This window comes from Scytonema sp. PCC 10023 (genome assembly GCF_963920835.1).
Lineage (GTDB): Bacteria > Cyanobacteriota > Cyanobacteriia > Cyanobacteriales > Nostocaceae > Kalymmatonema.
This window is the reverse complement of record NZ_CAWUDP010000061.1, coordinates 1-16,871: the sequence shown is the minus strand read 5'-3', so window position 1 is coordinate 16,871 and position 16,871 is coordinate 1. Positions and strand designations below refer to the sequence as shown.

General features: G+C 45.1%; 10 protein-coding genes and 1 pseudogene. 9 read left to right on the top strand and 2 right to left on the bottom strand.

Features of this window, described 5'->3' with window-relative positions; translation table 11 throughout:
* Positions 1-31 precede the first annotated feature (31 nt).
* The 9 genes from ACM0OZ_RS30485 to coaE all read left to right on the top strand — a co-directional run bounded on the left by ACM0OZ_RS30485 (position 32) and on the right by coaE (position 11,604).
* Positions 32-2,257, top strand: a complete 2,226-nt coding sequence (locus tag ACM0OZ_RS30485) for a pyridoxal phosphate-dependent decarboxylase family protein (protein WP_414586583.1) — start codon at positions 32-34, stop codon at positions 2,255-2,257.
* A gap of 73 nt (positions 2,258-2,330) precedes the next feature.
* Positions 2,331-2,936: an FAD-binding protein gene (locus ACM0OZ_RS30480; RefSeq protein ID WP_414586582.1), complete on the top strand. Its 606-nt coding sequence runs from the start codon at positions 2,331-2,333 to the stop codon at positions 2,934-2,936.
* 45 nt (positions 2,937-2,981) lie between these two features.
* The gene (locus ACM0OZ_RS30475; RefSeq protein ID WP_414586581.1) at positions 2,982-3,938 is read left to right on the top strand and encodes an SMP-30/gluconolactonase/LRE family protein; all 957 of its coding nucleotides are present in this window, start codon (positions 2,982-2,984) and stop codon (positions 3,936-3,938) included.
* 75 nt (positions 3,939-4,013) lie between these two features.
* Positions 4,014-4,412, top strand: coding sequence for a hypothetical protein (locus ACM0OZ_RS30470; RefSeq protein ID WP_414586580.1), 399 nt, complete (start codon positions 4,014-4,016; stop codon positions 4,410-4,412).
* Positions 4,413-4,439: 27 nt separating this feature from the next.
* The gene (locus ACM0OZ_RS30465; protein ID WP_414586579.1) at positions 4,440-6,614 is read left to right on the top strand and encodes a transferrin receptor-like dimerization domain-containing protein; all 2,175 of its coding nucleotides are present in this window, start codon (positions 4,440-4,442) and stop codon (positions 6,612-6,614) included.
* Positions 6,615-6,840: 226 nt separating this feature from the next.
* A complete protein-coding gene (locus tag ACM0OZ_RS30460) occupies positions 6,841-8,430 on the top strand; it encodes a flavin monoamine oxidase family protein (protein WP_414586578.1) in 1,590 nt (529 codons plus the stop codon).
* A 412-nt stretch (positions 8,431-8,842) separates the two neighbouring features.
* The gene (locus ACM0OZ_RS30455) at positions 8,843-9,580 is read left to right on the top strand and encodes a class I SAM-dependent methyltransferase (protein ID WP_414586577.1); all 738 of its coding nucleotides are present in this window, start codon (positions 8,843-8,845) and stop codon (positions 9,578-9,580) included.
* A 152-nt stretch (positions 9,581-9,732) separates the two neighbouring features.
* The gene (locus ACM0OZ_RS30450; protein ID WP_414586576.1) at positions 9,733-10,812 is read left to right on the top strand and encodes a potassium channel family protein; all 1,080 of its coding nucleotides are present in this window, start codon (positions 9,733-9,735) and stop codon (positions 10,810-10,812) included.
* Positions 10,813-10,998: 186 nt separating this feature from the next.
* A complete protein-coding gene (gene coaE, locus ACM0OZ_RS30445; protein ID WP_414586574.1) occupies positions 10,999-11,604 on the top strand; it encodes a dephospho-CoA kinase in 606 nt (201 codons plus the stop codon).
* A 234-nt stretch (positions 11,605-11,838) separates the two neighbouring features.
* Here coaE and ACM0OZ_RS30440 read toward each other — a convergent pair whose 3' ends face one another.
* Both ACM0OZ_RS30440 and ACM0OZ_RS30435 read right to left on the bottom strand, forming a co-directional pair.
* A complete protein-coding gene (locus ACM0OZ_RS30440; RefSeq protein ID WP_414586573.1) occupies positions 11,839-13,188 on the bottom strand; it encodes an ATP-grasp enzyme in 1,350 nt (449 codons plus the stop codon).
* A 514-nt stretch (positions 13,189-13,702) separates the two neighbouring features.
* A pseudogene (locus tag ACM0OZ_RS30435) lies at positions 13,703-16,871 on the bottom strand (hypothetical protein); the annotation flags it as partial.

Sequence of the window (16,871 nt, the reverse complement as noted above, 5' to 3'; positions counted from 1 at the left end):
ATCAGTTTCAAAGTCAATAAAACAGATAAACATGGTCGGACATAGTTTTAGAAACTTTAGCTTCAACGAATTCATTCAAGACGACAACGGTACGTTATCCATTGGTCAAGTCACTGGGATTCCCAACATCAATTCGCCGCAGCCACCAGGGGATATCTCCACCTGGTTCTTGGGTACACGGGCGGAAAATGGAGCCGAATTTAAAGAACTCATTGGCAAAGCTGTAGACCATATTATTCAGTATCGGCAGGAATACCAACCGGGCGATCCAGAAACTATCACACCAGAGGTAAGAGCCTCAAAAGAATACCAGGCTGGTATGAGTGCTTTGATGGACGCCTATGACAAATTGCTTGACTATCTGCGCGAATACGCAACTCCCTATTTCAGTATGCGCTACCAGGGTCATGTATTGTGGGACATAACAATGCCTGCAATGCTTGGCTACTTTGCTGCCATGTTGCACAATTCCAACCAACTCACTATCCAGTGTTCAACAGCAACAACTTTGTTGGAGTTACAGGTAGGTCGGGATCTGTGTGCAATGGTCGGTTTTCCTGAATTGTCCGGTATGGAACCTTGGAGCCATATCACCGCAGGCGGTTCTATTGCCATCATTGAGGCAGTGTGGGCAACACGAGAGATGAAATTCTTCCCCTTTGCGGCAAGAACTGCCCTTCTGGAGGAACCAGTGCTTGCAAAAGCCCGTGACTTGGAAGTGCCGATTGTAGACGGTAGCCAGCCTAAATTGCTAGAAGCAACATCATGGCAACTGTTCAACATCCGGATGGATGATATTCTCGCCCTACCGCAAAGAATTTGGGAACTATGCGGTGAGAATGAAAAACTCAAAGATGTCTATAGCGTTTGGGATCTTTTGTTAAAGCGTAGCCTCAACGCTCGAGGATGGTCAAAGATGACGCGCGAGTGTTGCCAAGATGTTGGTGAATTGAAGATCATAACAGCGTCAACCAAACACTATGCTTGGCCGAAGGCGGCAGCTGCTCTTGGCATGGGTACCGACAACGAGATCGATGTTTACGTTGATGCTGATGGTCGGATTGATATGGCTCTTCTCGACAAAGCCTTAGCTGAGTGTTTGGACTCCCGCAATCCGGTACTTTTGACCGCAGCTATTCTTGGCAGCGTTGAAGAGAGCGCTGCTGATCCAATAGATAGCATCTTGGAATTGCGCGATCGCTATCGAAAAAAAGGGTTGGAGTTCAACATCCACGTTGATGCTGCTTGGGGTGGTTACTTGATGTCAACCATCCGCCGCGATTACAAATTTGGCGAGGAAAATTCACCCCTATTTTTAGATGATTTTAGCCGCGTACCCTGTAATGAACACACCCTCAAACAGTTGCAGCTGATGAGGAATTGCGATTCAGCAACGATAGATCCGCACAAATTAGGCTATATCCCATATCCGGCGGGAGGCACCCTCTACCGGAATGGTATGATTAAAAATCTCATAATTTTTGCCGGTTCCTATATTGGCGGTACCAAGTCAATCCGCCCCAAAGAACCTTCGGTTTCCATCTACGGTCTTGAAGGTTCTAAGCCTGGTGCTAGGGCGGCTGCGGTGTTCCTATCGCATCAAGTCATTAGACCATCTGTAAGCGGCTATGGCAAAATCATCAGCCAATCTCTTCTCAATACCAAGCTGTTCTGCCTGCGCCTAATGTTGATGGCAGGGGAACAGGACAACTTTATCATGGTACCATTGCCACGTCTTCCAATCGAGCGGACTGGTGGCGACAAGGAAAGCTATCTGGCTACGCTGAGGCAGCGGTTGTACGGTAAAACCCAGTCGGAGATTCTAGCAGATCCTGAGGCAATGGCGATGTTACGTGAAATCGGTCCCGACCAAAACATCATTTGCTACGCCTTCAACTTCAAACGCCTCGATAATAGCATCAACGACGATCCCCAATTGTTCAGTAAATTGATTGATTTGGTTTACGATCGCTTTCACGTCCACTACTACCAGAACGGTAAAGCCGAAGACTTTCATAAGTATCAATTTTTCCTCACCAAAACTGTTTTCCAACTTGACGATTACGGACCGACATTCATCGGTAACTATGCCAAACGTCTTGGGCTATCGCAGACGCCGGATTCCTTGCCTGTTTTGCGATCGGTAATGATGAACCCGTATTTGAGCGACTTGCCCGATGGTGGATCGTTTTTAGATGAGATCATCAAAATTCTTCACCGTAATGTTACCGAGATTATCGAGCAAAATTTTCGCTGACTTTTAGATTTGCTGCACACGCCATAGATGATGAGTAAGTGTGAATGTCATCTATCAAACGGAAGGAATTGAGATGAATTTTCGTGAAGCTAATATCACCGTTGATGTGATTGTTGTTGGGTATGGTGCAGCAGGAGCCGCTGCCGCCTTGACCGCGCATGAACACGGTGCCGAGACTTTAATCCTGGAGAAAATGCTATGTCCTGGTGGTAATTCTTTGGTGTCATCAGCAAACATGGTTTTTCCGAAAAACACTGCGGATGCTGACAAGTTCGCCGATTACTTAAATGAAGTTAACTTCGGCACAACAGAGCCTGAACTTGTCGATACCTTTGTGAAGGGACTTTTGGAAAATTCGGCTTGGCTAGAGTCTTTGGGAGGAGAGTTGGAAATCTATGATGGCTTCAAACAAGATCCATCAATATCTTACTACATTCCCAACCTCACCTTTGCTGGGCTACCTTCTGCCCAAGGTCTGGAACTTGTAGCCCTCCATCTCAAGCAAACAGAGACTTGTCCAGAACCGACGGGTGGCAATCCAATCCCAAGGCTTTTTGCTGCGGGTGAGTTCGGTTGGATTTGGGGGTTTCGATACCAAACATCGACGAACTACTCCGAATGTCTCGTTTTCGGGCGGTTCGCAGGTAGGAATGCCGCTCTTAGTGAGCCGTTTATTTGACTCAACCATAGATGTAGTTATTCGCGAGGGATGAAAATGACACCAATGTCTAAATTGAAGTTCATCTTGCTGCTCTTCGCTGTAGCAATCTCATTAATTACTTTTGATTTCGCCAGTGCCCACGCCAAGGTGATCATTCTTGATCGCTACATCATTCCTGGAGAGGCTGTTTTTCCAGAAGGTATTGCATACCAACCGAAAACTGGCAACTTTTTTGTGTGTAGCAACGGAGACGGCACGATTTTCCGAGGAAATCTTCGGAAGAAATTCGCAGACGTTTTCCTACCTGGTGGCGAGGATGGGCGCACAACAGCGACCAACGTAAAACTGGACGACCACAAAAGTCGTTTGTTTGTAGCAGGATCTACTAGTGGTCAAATCTTTGTCTACAACAGCTACAGTGGCGAACTACTTAGTAAGTTCAATAACCATAAGGCTTCCACATTAATTAATGATGTAGCCATCACTCCAAGTGGAGATGCATACTTCACCGACTCATATGACCCAACTTTGTACAAAGTTTCGACCAACGAAGCAAATGAATTTCAGTATGAGGCTTGGCTCGACTTTACTGGTACGGTTGTAGATTACCAGTCAGGCGTTAATCTCAATGGCATCGTCGCCAGTGATGACGGCAAGTACTTGATCGTTGTACAGTCCAATACCGGAAAGCTTTTCCGGATTGATATTGATAGTGAGCAAGTCACTGAAATTGATCTAGGCGGTGAGAGACTTACTAACGGTGATGGTATTTTGCTTAACAAAAAGCAGATTTTGTACGTTGTGCGTAACCAGGAAGAGTTAATCGTTAAAGTGCAGCTAGAAGATGATTTCTCTAGTGGCACCGTGGTCTCGAGTACGACTGACCCGTCATTTGACGTCCCAACCACCATTGCTCAAGTTAGGAAGCGCCTGCTAGTTGTCAATACTCAATTAGACAAGTTTTTATCAGGATCGGCACCCGAACTGCCGTTTACTGTTTCGACCGTTCCTCTTCCCTGACGCTTGCTCAACATCTGAAACAGCTATCAACCCAAAAGCAATCAATTAGTACACTTGCATTGACAGCAGTGCAGGATGCACCCCAAAAATGGCAAACCTAAGCTTCAACGAATTCACTCAAGACGACAACGGGACATTATCCATACTTTCGGCATCCAGGGCACTAGGTTTTTTAATGGCTTGTCGTTTACCGACGAGCCGGGTGTTTGGAAGAGAACTGGAGAGCGCGAAATTACGGCGCGCTGTATCAGTTTTGACTATCTTCCCCCCAGCAATGCAAATAAGTCTGGTCAGGTCGTCGCCACAGCTGATTACACTTACATTATCGCCTTCAATGCCGACTTTAACCAACTTAGCTCGACGTACACTGGTGTTGGCTATCCTCCTGATGTCAATCCGCTCGCTCCCTTTGATGCAAAGCCCCTGTTTACCTCAAGCGGCAGCTACCAGGGACAACGCATTATGGTTAAATGAATCGAATAGGGTGTAGTTGAAGTAACAATGATTGACGTTGTGTGGAGACGGTTTTTCAAAGTTAGAAATACTTTTCGTTTTGGCGTTGTAGTTTTGCTTTCCTGTGTAGTGATCGTCATAGCTATCAAACAGGTGCAGGGATCTGCTACCCAAAAGCAGACACTCGAACAACTCATTGGTAAACCAATAGCCCAACAGATAGAAACACACGTTCGCGCTTTGGCATCGAAACCACACGAAGCTGGAACTGATGCCAATACTAAAACTGCCCAGTACTACGCCAAGAAACTGCGAGAGTATGGTTTCGATGAAGTTATCTTTAACCGCTATGAAGTGTTGCTACCACGCCCAGTCAAGCGCGAGGTAACGCTGCTTCAACCAGAGTCATACAACTTAAAGTTAATTGAACCGCCAATTCCAAGCGATCCGGACTCATATAATCAAGCTTTATTACCACCGTTCAATCCTTATGCAGCGGATGGCGATGTCACAGCGCCAGTAGTTTATGTGAATTACGGACTATCTGAGGATTACGCGGTACTCGATTCAATGGGGATTTCAGTTAAGGGTAAGATAGTTATTGCTCGTTATGGTCGCAGTTGGCGTGGCGTCAAATCAAGGTTGGCGGCGCAACGTGGAGCGGTTGGATGTCTACTCTATTCAGATCCAGCAGACGATGGTTATGTTAAAGGCAAGGTGATTCCTGAAGGAAAATGGCGACCAGAATTTGGGGTGCAGACAGGTTCTGTCCTAGATATACCCAAATATCCAGGCGATCCGCTGACACCAATGCAACCTTCTAAACCGGGTGTCGATCGCCTGACTCAGTCATCAGCTGTGACGCTAGAGAAAATTCCCGTTTTGCCAATTTCCTACGGCGATGCTCTACCAATCCTGCGGAATCTGGATGGTAAGGTGGTGCCAAAGGAATGGCAGGGAGGTTTACCAATTACCTACCGTATTGGTGACAATGCAGCTGTTGTCAGGATGCAGTTGCAGTCGGATTGGTCTGTGCGTCCGATAGTAAACGTGATTGGGATTTTGCGAGGAAAGACAGAACCAGAAAAGATTGTTATGGTGGGTAGCCATCGAGATGCTTGGGGCTTTGGCGCAAATGACCCAGTTGCTGGGGAATCCTCATTACTCGAAAGCGCCCGGACAATTGGTGAACTTGCCAAACAAGGACATCGACCACAACGTTCGATAGCGATCGCTTCTTGGGATGCAGAAGAGTACGGCATGATTGGCTCTACTGAGTACGGCGAAGAATTTCAAGACACGCTCAAGGGGAATGTTGTTGTCTATTTGAACAGAGAGTTTTATATAGCTGCCGACTTTAATGCCAGTGGTGTTGCTTCACTCCAGCCTTTGCTCAACCAAATTACAAAAGAAGTACAGATGCCTGATAGTGACAAGAGTATTTTCGAGGCGTGGCGGGAATCCCAGCAGAATAATACTGTTACTGTTAACGGTATGCAAGAGGTGCGTCTAGATGGATTGGGTGCAGGTAGTGACTATATGGTGTTTATGCATCACCTGGGCATTCCCTCGCTCGACTTTGGATTTGGCGGAGCTGATGACTATGGCGGCTATCATTCCCGCTACGACAGTTACTGGTTTTTTAAGAATTATGGCGATCCCGGCATTGCTTATGGAGAACGGTTGACAGAATTAGTATCGCTATTTCTGCTACGGATGGCAGATGCACGGGTATTGCCATTTGACTACGCCAGCTACTCAGAAGCGATTGACCGCTACATAGATGAACTCTCCGAGGTTGCTCAAAAGCACTCAGTTGCACTAGACATAGATAGAATTCGCGCCGCCAATATTGAACTCAGAACGACGGCTCAAAAGCTGAATGCAGAAACAGCCCAGATTGCAACAATGAGCGATCGCTCCTTAGAACATAACCAAAAAGCTATATCCCGATTGAACAATTTACTGCTAAGAGCAGAGTCAGCATTCTTAGACCAAAACGGATTGCCCCGTCGTCCCTGGTATCGTCATCAAATCTATGCACCGGGTTATGACACTGGGTATAATGCCGAACCCCTTCCAGGAGTGCGAGAGGCAATTGAAAGAAAAGACACCGAACAGACCGAACAAATGACGAATGTGCTAGTAAGCGCCTTAAATCGAGTGCGCGATACTTTGCAGGAGGCGTTTGCAGTAGCCTTGGAGGTAAACAAAGCAACTTAGCGGTAAGAGTGCATTCATTTTCAAGGGTTCGTAGTCAGCAGTGAGCATGTTTATGTAAGCGCTCAAGAGCCTAGTACCGCTGGGCGGAAGTCAAAAGTCAAAAGTCAAAAGTCAAAAGACTAATACCATAAGCAAGAATGCTGATTTTTAATGGTAGCTTTATTTCCGCTCTCATGTACTAGTACAAACTTATCAAATTAAAATATTTGTATCAAATTTTGCGTTTATGAGTAAACCAAACAAATTCCTCTCATTCAACCGTCGCTGGTTTTTACGCGGTCTTGCATTTACAGGTGGTGCAGCACTCTTCTCAAGTTTAACTCAGTTGAGGAGTTTGACTAGGGCGCAGGCACAAGGAGCAGCAGTCAATTCTGCTAACTTACTAAACGAGTTAGAGTCTATTCCCAATCCAGGTAGACCCTTAAAAGTTGTGATTTTGGGAGCAGGGATGGCGGGTCTGTGCGCCGCCTATGAATTGGAAAAGCGGGGACATACCTGCGTGATTTTGGAAGCCGATCGCAGCCATATTGGCGGTCGGGTTCGTACGCTACGCTTTGAAGATGGTTTGTATGGTGATGTGGGTGCAATGCGAATTCCCAAAACGCACACTTTGACGCGCCATTACATTGAGTTGTGCGAGTTGGAACTTCGTCCATTTGTTTCGGAGAACCCAGAGACATACTATTATATGCGCGGTCAGCGTCTTCGAGTTAAGGATGCAGACAAGCTGCCTGAGATTTATGGTCTGTCTGGTTCTGAGAGTGGGTTAACACCAGATGATGTTTGGAATCTTGCAGTGGAAAGCCGTCTTTCCAAACTAACCGAGTCGGAAAAAGCAGAGATATTTGCTGAGTATCCCCAAAGCGCAGCCGTGCTTGAGATGGATGAGCAATCCTTTCTGCAATGGTGTAAAGCTGCTGGATTGTCGGATGAGGCGATCGAAATGATGTTAGCAGCTAGAGGATTAGTGGGTGACACAGTTGACTTCTCTGCCCTCAGCATTATCCGTATTGAAGAGAACTTGAAGAACGATTTAGATGAAATTGTCGGCGGTACAGACCGCTTACCTGCTGCTATTGCACACCTCCTCAAATCGAAACCCAGAAGGGGCTGTGAAGTGATCCGAATAGAACGAGACGATGAAGGGCAGAAGGCAGCAGCAATTTATACCAAAAATGGCAGAACTAAGCGGGAAGAGGGGGATTTTGTTCTCTGTACCATCCCCTTCCCAGTTTTGTCTCGGCTCGATACACCTTTTTCTGGAACCAAACAACAAGCGATTCGTGGGTTGTCATATAACTCTGCAATGAAAGTGCAAGCTATAGCCAACCGCCGTTTTTGGGAAACCGACGACGGGATTTACGGTGGCGGGACGTACAGCGATTTGCCCATTGGTACAACCTACTATCCCAATGACAACGCCTCTGCTAAAGACCCGGAAGTTTCAGCTGGTGCTGGCGTGATACTCGCTTCCTACACTTGGGGAAGTCTGGCACGCCATTTAGGGAAGCTGCCCCCAGAGGAACGCCATGCGGTTATCCAGCAATATCTGGGCTTGATTCATCCTCAAATTAATAACGAAGGCGTGCTGCGGCGGATGGAGAGTTGGTATTGGGACAATCACCCTTGGAGCCTAGCGGGTTTCGCTTTCATGAAGCCCTATCAGCAAACGGGATTGTATAAGGATATAGTTGCACCTGAAGGTCGCATCTATTTTGCGGGGGAACATACTTCAACGCAATACGCCTGGATAGAAGGTGCAGTGGAATCATCTGTGCGGGCAGTGAAGGAAATGTTAGTTGCAGCACACGCTTAATTATTATTTTCTCTGACGCAAAGACGAGGGTTTATTGCTCTTTGTTCGGCACTGCGCTACAACAGCGATCGCGCTTGTGAGATGTGAGGCTTCTTTTTGTTCTAGCTAAAAGATGCCTCATTGAGAACAGAAACTCTTCCGAGTGATAGAAGAAACTAATTTACAATTTTTAATACTTTGAGGAAAGCCAACAGTTTGTAATTTATTTTCCTCTTGGCTCAAGGCTATTACATACGTTGCAGTGATTGACTTGTTTTTATGTCATATTTCCTACTTAAATCTTTAAAAGCATAATTGCAGTTTTGGTAAGACAAGTATCTATTGTCACAAGCAACGGTTAGTTTAATATTTGAATCACTCAATATTCAGCACAATTGCATATTGACAACAGCGTTATCAGCAGGGAACGAAAATGACAGCCAACTATGATAGTATTGCCCAGCAATATAAAAAATCCAAAGAATTGCCGTTTCGACTACATATTGAAGCATATACATTGTTTAATCTGTTAGGTGATTTGGGCGGAAAATCGCTCTTGGATCTGGCTTGCGGTGAAGGATTCTACACCAGACAATTCAAACAGAAGGGCGCTGCACGGGTAGTAGGGGTGGACAATTCCGACAAAATGATCGAACTGGCAAGACACGAAGAAGCCTCCCAACCCCAAGAAATTGAATATATTGTCGGTGATGTACTCGAACTTGGTGAAATTGGCAGCTTCGATCTAGTGGTGGCTGCCTATCTGCTGAATTACGCCCAAACCAAAGAACAACTGCTTAAAATGTGTCAGAGCATCTTCGCCAACCTGAAACCAGGCGGTCGTTTCGTCACTCTCAACAATAATAGCGAACAACCTCCTGCGTCCTATCCCATAACTGAAAAATATGGATTTATCAAAAGCGTGCATGAACCGCTCACAGAAGGCACACCTATAAAATACACATTCAAAGTTGATGGGGAGAAATTCAGCTTTGATAACTATTACCTTAGCCAAGCCACTTACGAATCGACGTTGAGAAGTGTCGGCTTCAAACAGGTGCGGTGGCAAAAACCGACAGTTTCTCCTGATGGGGTGAGGCAAGAGAGTCAAGAGTTTTGGCAAGATTTTCTTAACTATGCGCCTATGGTTGGCATTGAGTGCGTTAAATAGCTGTTTTTGAAGCAACCAAGCGGCGAGCCATTCACTGGTTCGATGCTATTCTCACACTCAAAGACACTCTGGATTTCCGGGAGTAGTGTCACACTCAGACACGCTCATAACAAAAGTTAATGTCATCATGAATTGGATCAGCAGGTTAAATAATGAGATTTTTAACGCAGATTATAGGTGTGGGGCTGGTAATTCTTGCCCTGGTAGATATCTACCTGACTGTGCTGTTTCCTCGCCTTGGCAGCAGCATACTTAGTTTGCGACTCAGTAAAGGACTATGGCGGCTGTTCTGGTTAGTTGCATACATTATTCCCTTTAAAGACAAAAAACTGCTTGCTCACAGTGGTCCTATATTGGTAGTTGCAACTGTAGTGGTATGGCTATGCTTGCTGCTTTGGGGGTTTGCGTTAATCGTTTGGAGTGAGCTGGGTTGGGCTATACAATCTAGCCGTGGATCGACAGATACTGATTTTGTAACCGCGCTTTATTACAGTGGCTTTTCATTGACAACGCTTGGTACAGGCGACTTTACGCCAGAAACTAATTTCCAACGACTGCTGATGATATTGGAGGCAGCAGTTGGCTTCTCAGTCTTCACTTTAACAATTACCTACCTGCTGTCGATTTACAGCGCACTCATCAGACGCAACACCTTTGCTTTGAGCTTGCACCACCGCACTGCTGGTACAGCAGACGCTGCGGAAATAATAGCGAGGCTTGAAGCCGATGGTCACTGTGGTGTTCTTCAACAGGATATTTCTGACATAGCTAGGGATTTGATTAATCTTTTGGAATCACAGAACTCTTACCCAGCGCTGATCTATTTCCGTTTTCGGCAAACTTACTACGCTCTGCCACGAATACTACTTTTGGCAATGGATACAGCTACCTTAATTAAAAGTGCATTGAATACCGAAAAGTATTATTCACTAGTACATTCTACAGCAGTAGCTCAATTGTGGGGTGGCGGTCTACAACTGCTTGTTGAGTTGTCTAGCTTGGTTCTGCCAAAGAGCCGTTCAAATATTAATGATACGCTAGAGCAGGTGTGGCGAAAGCGGTATTATCAGGCGGTGGAAAAGTTTAAAGCCGAGGGAATAGAGACAGCAAGTGATTTAGAGGCTGGTGCTTCAAAGTACATTTCTCTTCGCCAAAAATGGAACCCCCCTTTAGCTCGACTTGCTCATTATATGGCGTATAACTGGAGTGAAATAGCTCCCCATGAAAGTTAAGAAAACGAAGTGCTCCTTGTTATCGGCTAAAACCCTCGTTGAATCTGGACACTTGTGTAGCGTGTAGCGAGAAATCAAAGTAAGCTTACCTGCTTTTATGTTTAATTTCACCCACTGACTTAAATCAATTGCACACAGATAATGCTTAATTGCTAATGCTTAATTGCTAATAGCTTTAATCAACTCATGACAAAACACATTATCGGCTTAACTGGAGGCATTGCTACAGGCAAAACCACTGTTGCCAATTATTTGGCTAGTGCTTACAATTTGCTTATTTTGGATGCAGATATTTATGCCAGAGAAGCAGTATCTGTAGGTTCACCCATTCTTCAGGCGATCGCTCAACGTTACGGAGAAGAAATTTTACTTGTAGATGGAAACCTCAACCGTCAGAAGTTGGGAGAGATTATTTTTAATAATCAAGAGGAACGTAACTGGGTAGAGGGCTTGATTCATCCGTATGTGGGCGATCGCTTTCTAGAAGAAATTGCCGTATCATCAGCACAAACACTAGTATTAGTTGTGCCTTTGCTGTTTGAAGCCGAAATGACTCATTTAGTCACAGAAATTTGGGTAGTCAGTTGTTCTGAACAACAGCAATTAGAAAGATTGATGCAACGAAATAATTTAACTTTAGAGCAAGCACAAGCCCGAATTATGAGTCAAATGCCAATAACAGAAAAAATAGCCCGTGCGGATGTTGTGTTGGATAATTCCTCTACTCTCGAAGTGCTGCTTCAACACGTAGATGCAGCAATTTTGAGTTTTGAGCCAAGATACGATGTTTGATACTAAACCACTATAGAACAAGCTTTTAGAGATTGCCTCGTTCCCAGCCTCAGGCTGGGAATGCCTACTGCGAGGCTCTGCCTCTCTTACTTGCGTGTACTAGCCGCTTCAAGGGCATTTCCTGCTTAGACCTGGAAACGAGATTTTAGAAGGGTTTTGGCTGAAATTGACACCGATGGCATTTTGCCCGCCCAGATAATGCAAGCTTATTTGTGGAACAGCTTAGTTTCCGTCTCACTCTATAAGCTCGCCAAGGTTAAAATCTATTCTTATCCAACCTTTGAGTCTTCGTAGATTGTCGAGAAGGAGTAAAGGAATTTGCCAGTGATGTACCATCAGGAAGGGTAGGGGATCATCGACCTCAAAAATTGCGTCTTTCCCCCGCAAAATGTTTCTTACCCAGGTTTGTAATTGCTTTAATGATCTAATCCCAGTCAGCCTCCAAACTTCGTGGTACAGCCAGTAGGTTGGCTTACTATCTGGTAGAGGTTGCAAAGGTTCAGCCAGAGGCTCTCTACCAAGGTATGCATCTGCTACCCCTGGATGGTTGTAAAACATAGTAATTGCGGAGTGGGTGCGGGGGTTGCATTCGATTGGATAAACAGTTCCGTCAATAGCCTGAATGATGTCAAAGGAAGCCTCTCCGGTAAGTCCCAGTTCTTTGACAAAACGACTCACCCATTGCAGAATCTCAGGTTTATCAACATTTTCGTAGTTGACTTGAAAGGCGGATGACTCACAGCAGCAGTACAGTCTTAACTCCCCATTTCGTAAGCTACTGTGAGTGCAGTATTCCTGTCCGGGGATGAATTCCTGCATAATCCAGGGGTGATCCTCGCTGATCGGCAGACTCTTGACAAATGCTGCTGTTTGTTCAATCGTGTCGCAGGGTAGCTTGGTCATGTTCAAGCGGCGCACGGAGTCGTAGGGTATGCTTTTGAGAATGTACTTATTCTTCTCGTGCGAAAAGTCGAAGTTTAGAACTTGTTCTGGAGCAGTAATTTTGAAGGATTTGGGAACTGATAAACCGAATGAGCGGGCTTTTTCGGCAAACGCAAACTTGTCATCCAGCATGTTGGTGACTTCACCATCGAAGTGGAAAATCTCGCAACAGCCTGCTAACACTGGCTTGTTCTCGGGGTCAAAGTAGCTGACGGCAAAAATAGCTACCGGGATAAAAAAGTCTATGTTTTCTTTTTTGGCGATCGCACGTAAAGCTTGACTGTAACCTTCTAAGTCTTTCTGCGGTTCAGGGACGGTGTAATAGCCAGCGACAGCCTTGGAAAATCGATGACCACTTAACCAGTATTTGTGGATGTCAACTAAAATCACCCTATGTCCTGCGGCGTGAAATGATCGCGCTAGCTGAAGGGTTTTGGTCATCCTACCGCCACCGATCAAGATATTTTTGGGATTCTCGGTTAAAACCATTTGCTTCTTGAACGGTCTGGTGAAAAAATTCCACAGCAACGCTGCTAAGACGACGATGCAGTTGAAGGGAAAAGCGATCGCCAGTAATGCAAGGGTACCCAAGTTTCGGAACACTGCAAAAATACGCGCCTTTATAAATTGCAATTCAACCATTAGCTCTAAAAATTTTGTCTTGAAAGTAATTATAGTCTCGGTTACCTTGGTAGCGCCAAAACAGGTAGAAAACTGAATTTTACAAATCTTTATTTTTGTTTTTTATGTTCTAAAAAAGTTAACAAAAAGAACTCAGAACTCAGGAGTCAGAAGTCAGAATGAACTTCTGTACGACTTGGTGATCAGTAGGGGGTTGAAATCCCCAGCGTCTACACGGTGTCTACAATTGCTTCGGGTGCTACTCCGACGAAAGTGATTCTGAGTTCTGCGTTCCTACTCTGCGGTCTTCTTCAATATTTATATAGCAAGCCTAAATGATAAGCCCTGCGGGCACGCTGCGCGAACGTGAAATTCTCTCTTCTCTCTTTTCTTGGCGTCCTAGCCTTCGGCACGCCGCTTCGCGTCTAAGGCGTCTTGGCGGTTGATAAATTTCATAAATCAAATCGGACTGCTAGATGAATTTAATAATAGATATTTGTGCTACTTTTCCTTAATAAAATAAATCAATATAAACTCAAGGTGTCTGTTGTGTCACCCATTCCTCGAATAGTTGAGAACCTACGGCATAATACTCCTCATCCAACAGCCGAATCACACCAGTCCCCGCAATAACTTCTAAAGCATCTGTCACTTTTCCTTGGCTGAAACCTGTATATTGTGCCAAAGTTTTAGGAGTTCCTTTGCGGTTCTCAACCAGGGCTTGATAAACTGTTCTTTCAGTTTCTCCAAAGCAACCAGAGTGCTGTTCTTCATTCCACCATGAGGAAAAGTCTTTGTCGTGATACTGGATTAATTTATTGATTAAATTCGTGCAGGAGTCTGTTTGGTGGTCGAAGATAATATTGAGAGTTTGTTGTATTAAATATGGATGGCATCCTGACCATTTTATAATAGAGGTCATTTTTTGCTCGGGGAAAGAAATTTGTTCCAGTTCTGCGCGATCGCCTATCAATTTCTTTGTTTCTTCTTCGCTTAAGGGAGTTAACCATTCAATTTCTGCTATGTTTAATAATGGAGAACCGACGCGCTGCTGATATTCTTTCAAATCTCGATAACCTGATAGCAAAAGACCCAAAAAAGGTTTGATAGCAGTGTCAGTATCTTTCAATCCTCGTAGATATGACCAAGCATCGCTTGCCCAATTTTGGCGCACAATGAATTCAGCGCCATCGATGAGAAAGCAGACACCTTGAAAATTTAACTTGCGAAGTTCTTCGATAGTTTTTAAGAACGCCAAGCGGAAGCTATCATTATCTAAGCGTCGTTCGTAGTCGGGATTGCCTTCAATAGTTTCGATTGTCAGGTGCAGTTCTTTCTCTCGTTTTATTTTCGCACCTACGAGTTCCAGAAACTTCGTTGCTAAATCCAAACACTTAGCTTTCTGTTCGTGTTGTTGTAGCAGTTGCTTTAATGTACCGTCTTGTGTCCATTGTGGCAACCGTAACTTTAATAACTGTACATATTTATCACTCAATGTATGGTCTTTGGTGTTGGCTGCGTATTCGATTAATCTTTCTCGTAGTTCTAGGGCTGTATCTAAGGGGAGTAAGGTTGCCAACAATAAGTAAACACCGCGAAAACGTGGGTCGTTGATGTGTTGATTGACACGCTCTTGAATTTCTTCACTTTCGCCAAGAAAGTTTTGCACCAGGAAGAACTCCATAATTTTGTCGTGGCGAAAGTACCAGCTTTTGTGCGGTTCTCCCTCAGCATCCTCCCACTGACGGCTGATGACCATTTTATATTTTTCGTCTTCCATACTGATTAACTCTTGCCTAAATTCATCAGCAGGAATGGCGCTTTCGTCGTTGAGCCGCATCTGGTAAACTGCTTGCGAGAACTTCTTGAGTGGAAATTCGTGATTCCATTCTCGCAGGTATTCTTCCGCCATCAGATGATATTGCTGTTCTTGCAGGCGAAACAAATCTGGTTGTTTACCTTGTGATAGCATCAGGGCAACCAGCGTTAAATCCATTGGGTTGGAAAGAATTCGCTTGGCTGCTTCTAAATCTTCTGAGGATTGTTGATCGTTGAATGCTGCTGCTATGTAGCGAGAGCAAGCTTGTTCGTAGTCTCGGAACCCCACCCCTAACCCCTCCTCCGCAGTCGCTTCAACGGGGGGAACCCCCGCACAGCGCTGCTCTCCGCTAGCAGGGAGGGGGAAAGAAGGCGGGGTGGGGTTTTCGTGTTGTGGGCTATTGTGACTTTTCACGTTATGTGGAAAAATCCACGAAAAACCTAACCCCCTAGCCCCCTTCCCTACAAGGGAAGGGGGAAGATTCAAAGCCTCTCCCCTTGCAGGGGAGAGGTTTGGAGAGAGGTTTTCCACATCCGGTGAAAAGTCAGGTGGGCTATGAGACGAACTTGGTAGAAGTCGCTGCTGACGATAAATCAAAAACTGCTGTATTTGTTCGCGTTCCAACGGCTGCAATTCATATTTTTTTGCCGTTGAGGGGGGTATCCAATCCAAGGGCTGAGTCGTCATAATAATGTTGCCCCGGAAATAACTTTCCGCAAACTGGGAGATTTTCGCTCGCGTGTCGGCGGTGACTTCGTTGAGTCCGTCGATGCAGATGTCTATAGCTCCATAGTAAATCAGGTTTCTGAGGAATTTGGCATCTTGTACCTGTCCTTGCAGCTTGGCATAAATTGCGTCAATGATGCCGTTGTCACACTTTTGGGCGGGTAGATAGGCGACTGTTTGCTGCGAGGTTTTCACCAAATGGCGGAGAAACATCGACTTGCCTAAACCAGAGTCGCCTTCTAAGACGATTTGCCCCGTGATACTGGGAATCGCCTGCGTAATTGGTCGAATTTCACCCCTATCCTGATGTAGAGACGCGCCATGCAACGTCTCTACAACGCCGGATTGTGGAAAATATGCTAGAGAACTGAAATTGTCTAATCCCGCATCTGCAAGCAACACAGGTTTGAATGGTTCAAACAGTCGGCGACGCAGGTAAGGAACCCAAGTCAGGAGTAAGCCGATGTAGCCAAAACCCAAAATATGCCTTACCCAGGGGTTCCAGAAGATTGTTTGCACTTGGGGAAATTTGGGGTAAGCAAGGATGAGGGTAAGCCAAATGGCAAGGTGAGTGAGGATGATTTTTGTAGCAAGGAAAAACCACTTCCAAAATTCCAGATTATCTATGACTGACTTCACCGCAGGAGCTTTAGTGGAACCAACTGCTTTCAGATTTTTGTAGTGACTTTCAAGTAAACTAATATCCTGCGGTTTCCAAAGAACTTTTTTGTTAGATGCAACAACTGAAATCTGCTCTTCCAAGTCTTCCCTTAATCCATTCAACCCCTGACTAGGCACCCAAATCTTGCGAAATAATTCCAGTGTGTTCTTGCCTTCATCGTATTTAAGTTGCTCAGGAATTGCTGTTTTATCAGATTTACCAAGCCACTTTAGCAGTGTTTTCAACTCATCATTGCCACCTCCAAGAAAATGGGTTAAAAACCGCCAGTATTCAAAATTTATATCATTAAAAGAAGAAGACTCTGACCAAAGCTTTCCCTGATTTGGTTCATAAACATAATTGAGGATGAGAATAACGTCTTCTAACTTCAGTTGTTTTATGTTGCCCAATGCTCTTGCCGCATAGGCACGAACGTTAGCGTCAACCTTTTCATCCTTGAGGATATTGAGGATGTCTGGAACGTATTTTGCTGCCGCT

Bases quoted from the DNA above. Each gene is read 5' to 3' on its own strand.
- ACM0OZ_RS30485 (WP_414586583.1), top strand. From the start codon at position 32: ATGGTCGGACATAGTTTTAGAAACTTTAGCTTCAACGAATTCATTCAA.
- ACM0OZ_RS30480 (WP_414586582.1), top strand. From the start codon at position 2,331: ATGAATTTTCGTGAAGCTAATATCACCGTTGATGTGATTGTTGTTGGG.
- ACM0OZ_RS30475 (WP_414586581.1), top strand. From the start codon at position 2,982: ATGTCTAAATTGAAGTTCATCTTGCTGCTCTTCGCTGTAGCAATCTCA.
- ACM0OZ_RS30470 (WP_414586580.1), top strand. From the start codon at position 4,014: ATGCACCCCAAAAATGGCAAACCTAAGCTTCAACGAATTCACTCAAGA.
- ACM0OZ_RS30465 (WP_414586579.1), top strand. From the start codon at position 4,440: ATGATTGACGTTGTGTGGAGACGGTTTTTCAAAGTTAGAAATACTTTT.
- ACM0OZ_RS30460 (WP_414586578.1), top strand. From the start codon at position 6,841: ATGAGTAAACCAAACAAATTCCTCTCATTCAACCGTCGCTGGTTTTTA.
- ACM0OZ_RS30455 (WP_414586577.1), top strand. From the start codon at position 8,843: ATGACAGCCAACTATGATAGTATTGCCCAGCAATATAAAAAATCCAAA.
- ACM0OZ_RS30450 (WP_414586576.1), top strand. From the start codon at position 9,733: ATGAGATTTTTAACGCAGATTATAGGTGTGGGGCTGGTAATTCTTGCC.
- coaE (WP_414586574.1), top strand. From the start codon at position 10,999: ATGACAAAACACATTATCGGCTTAACTGGAGGCATTGCTACAGGCAAA.
- ACM0OZ_RS30440 (WP_414586573.1), bottom strand. From the start codon at position 13,188: ATGGTTGAATTGCAATTTATAAAGGCGCGTATTTTTGCAGTGTTCCGA.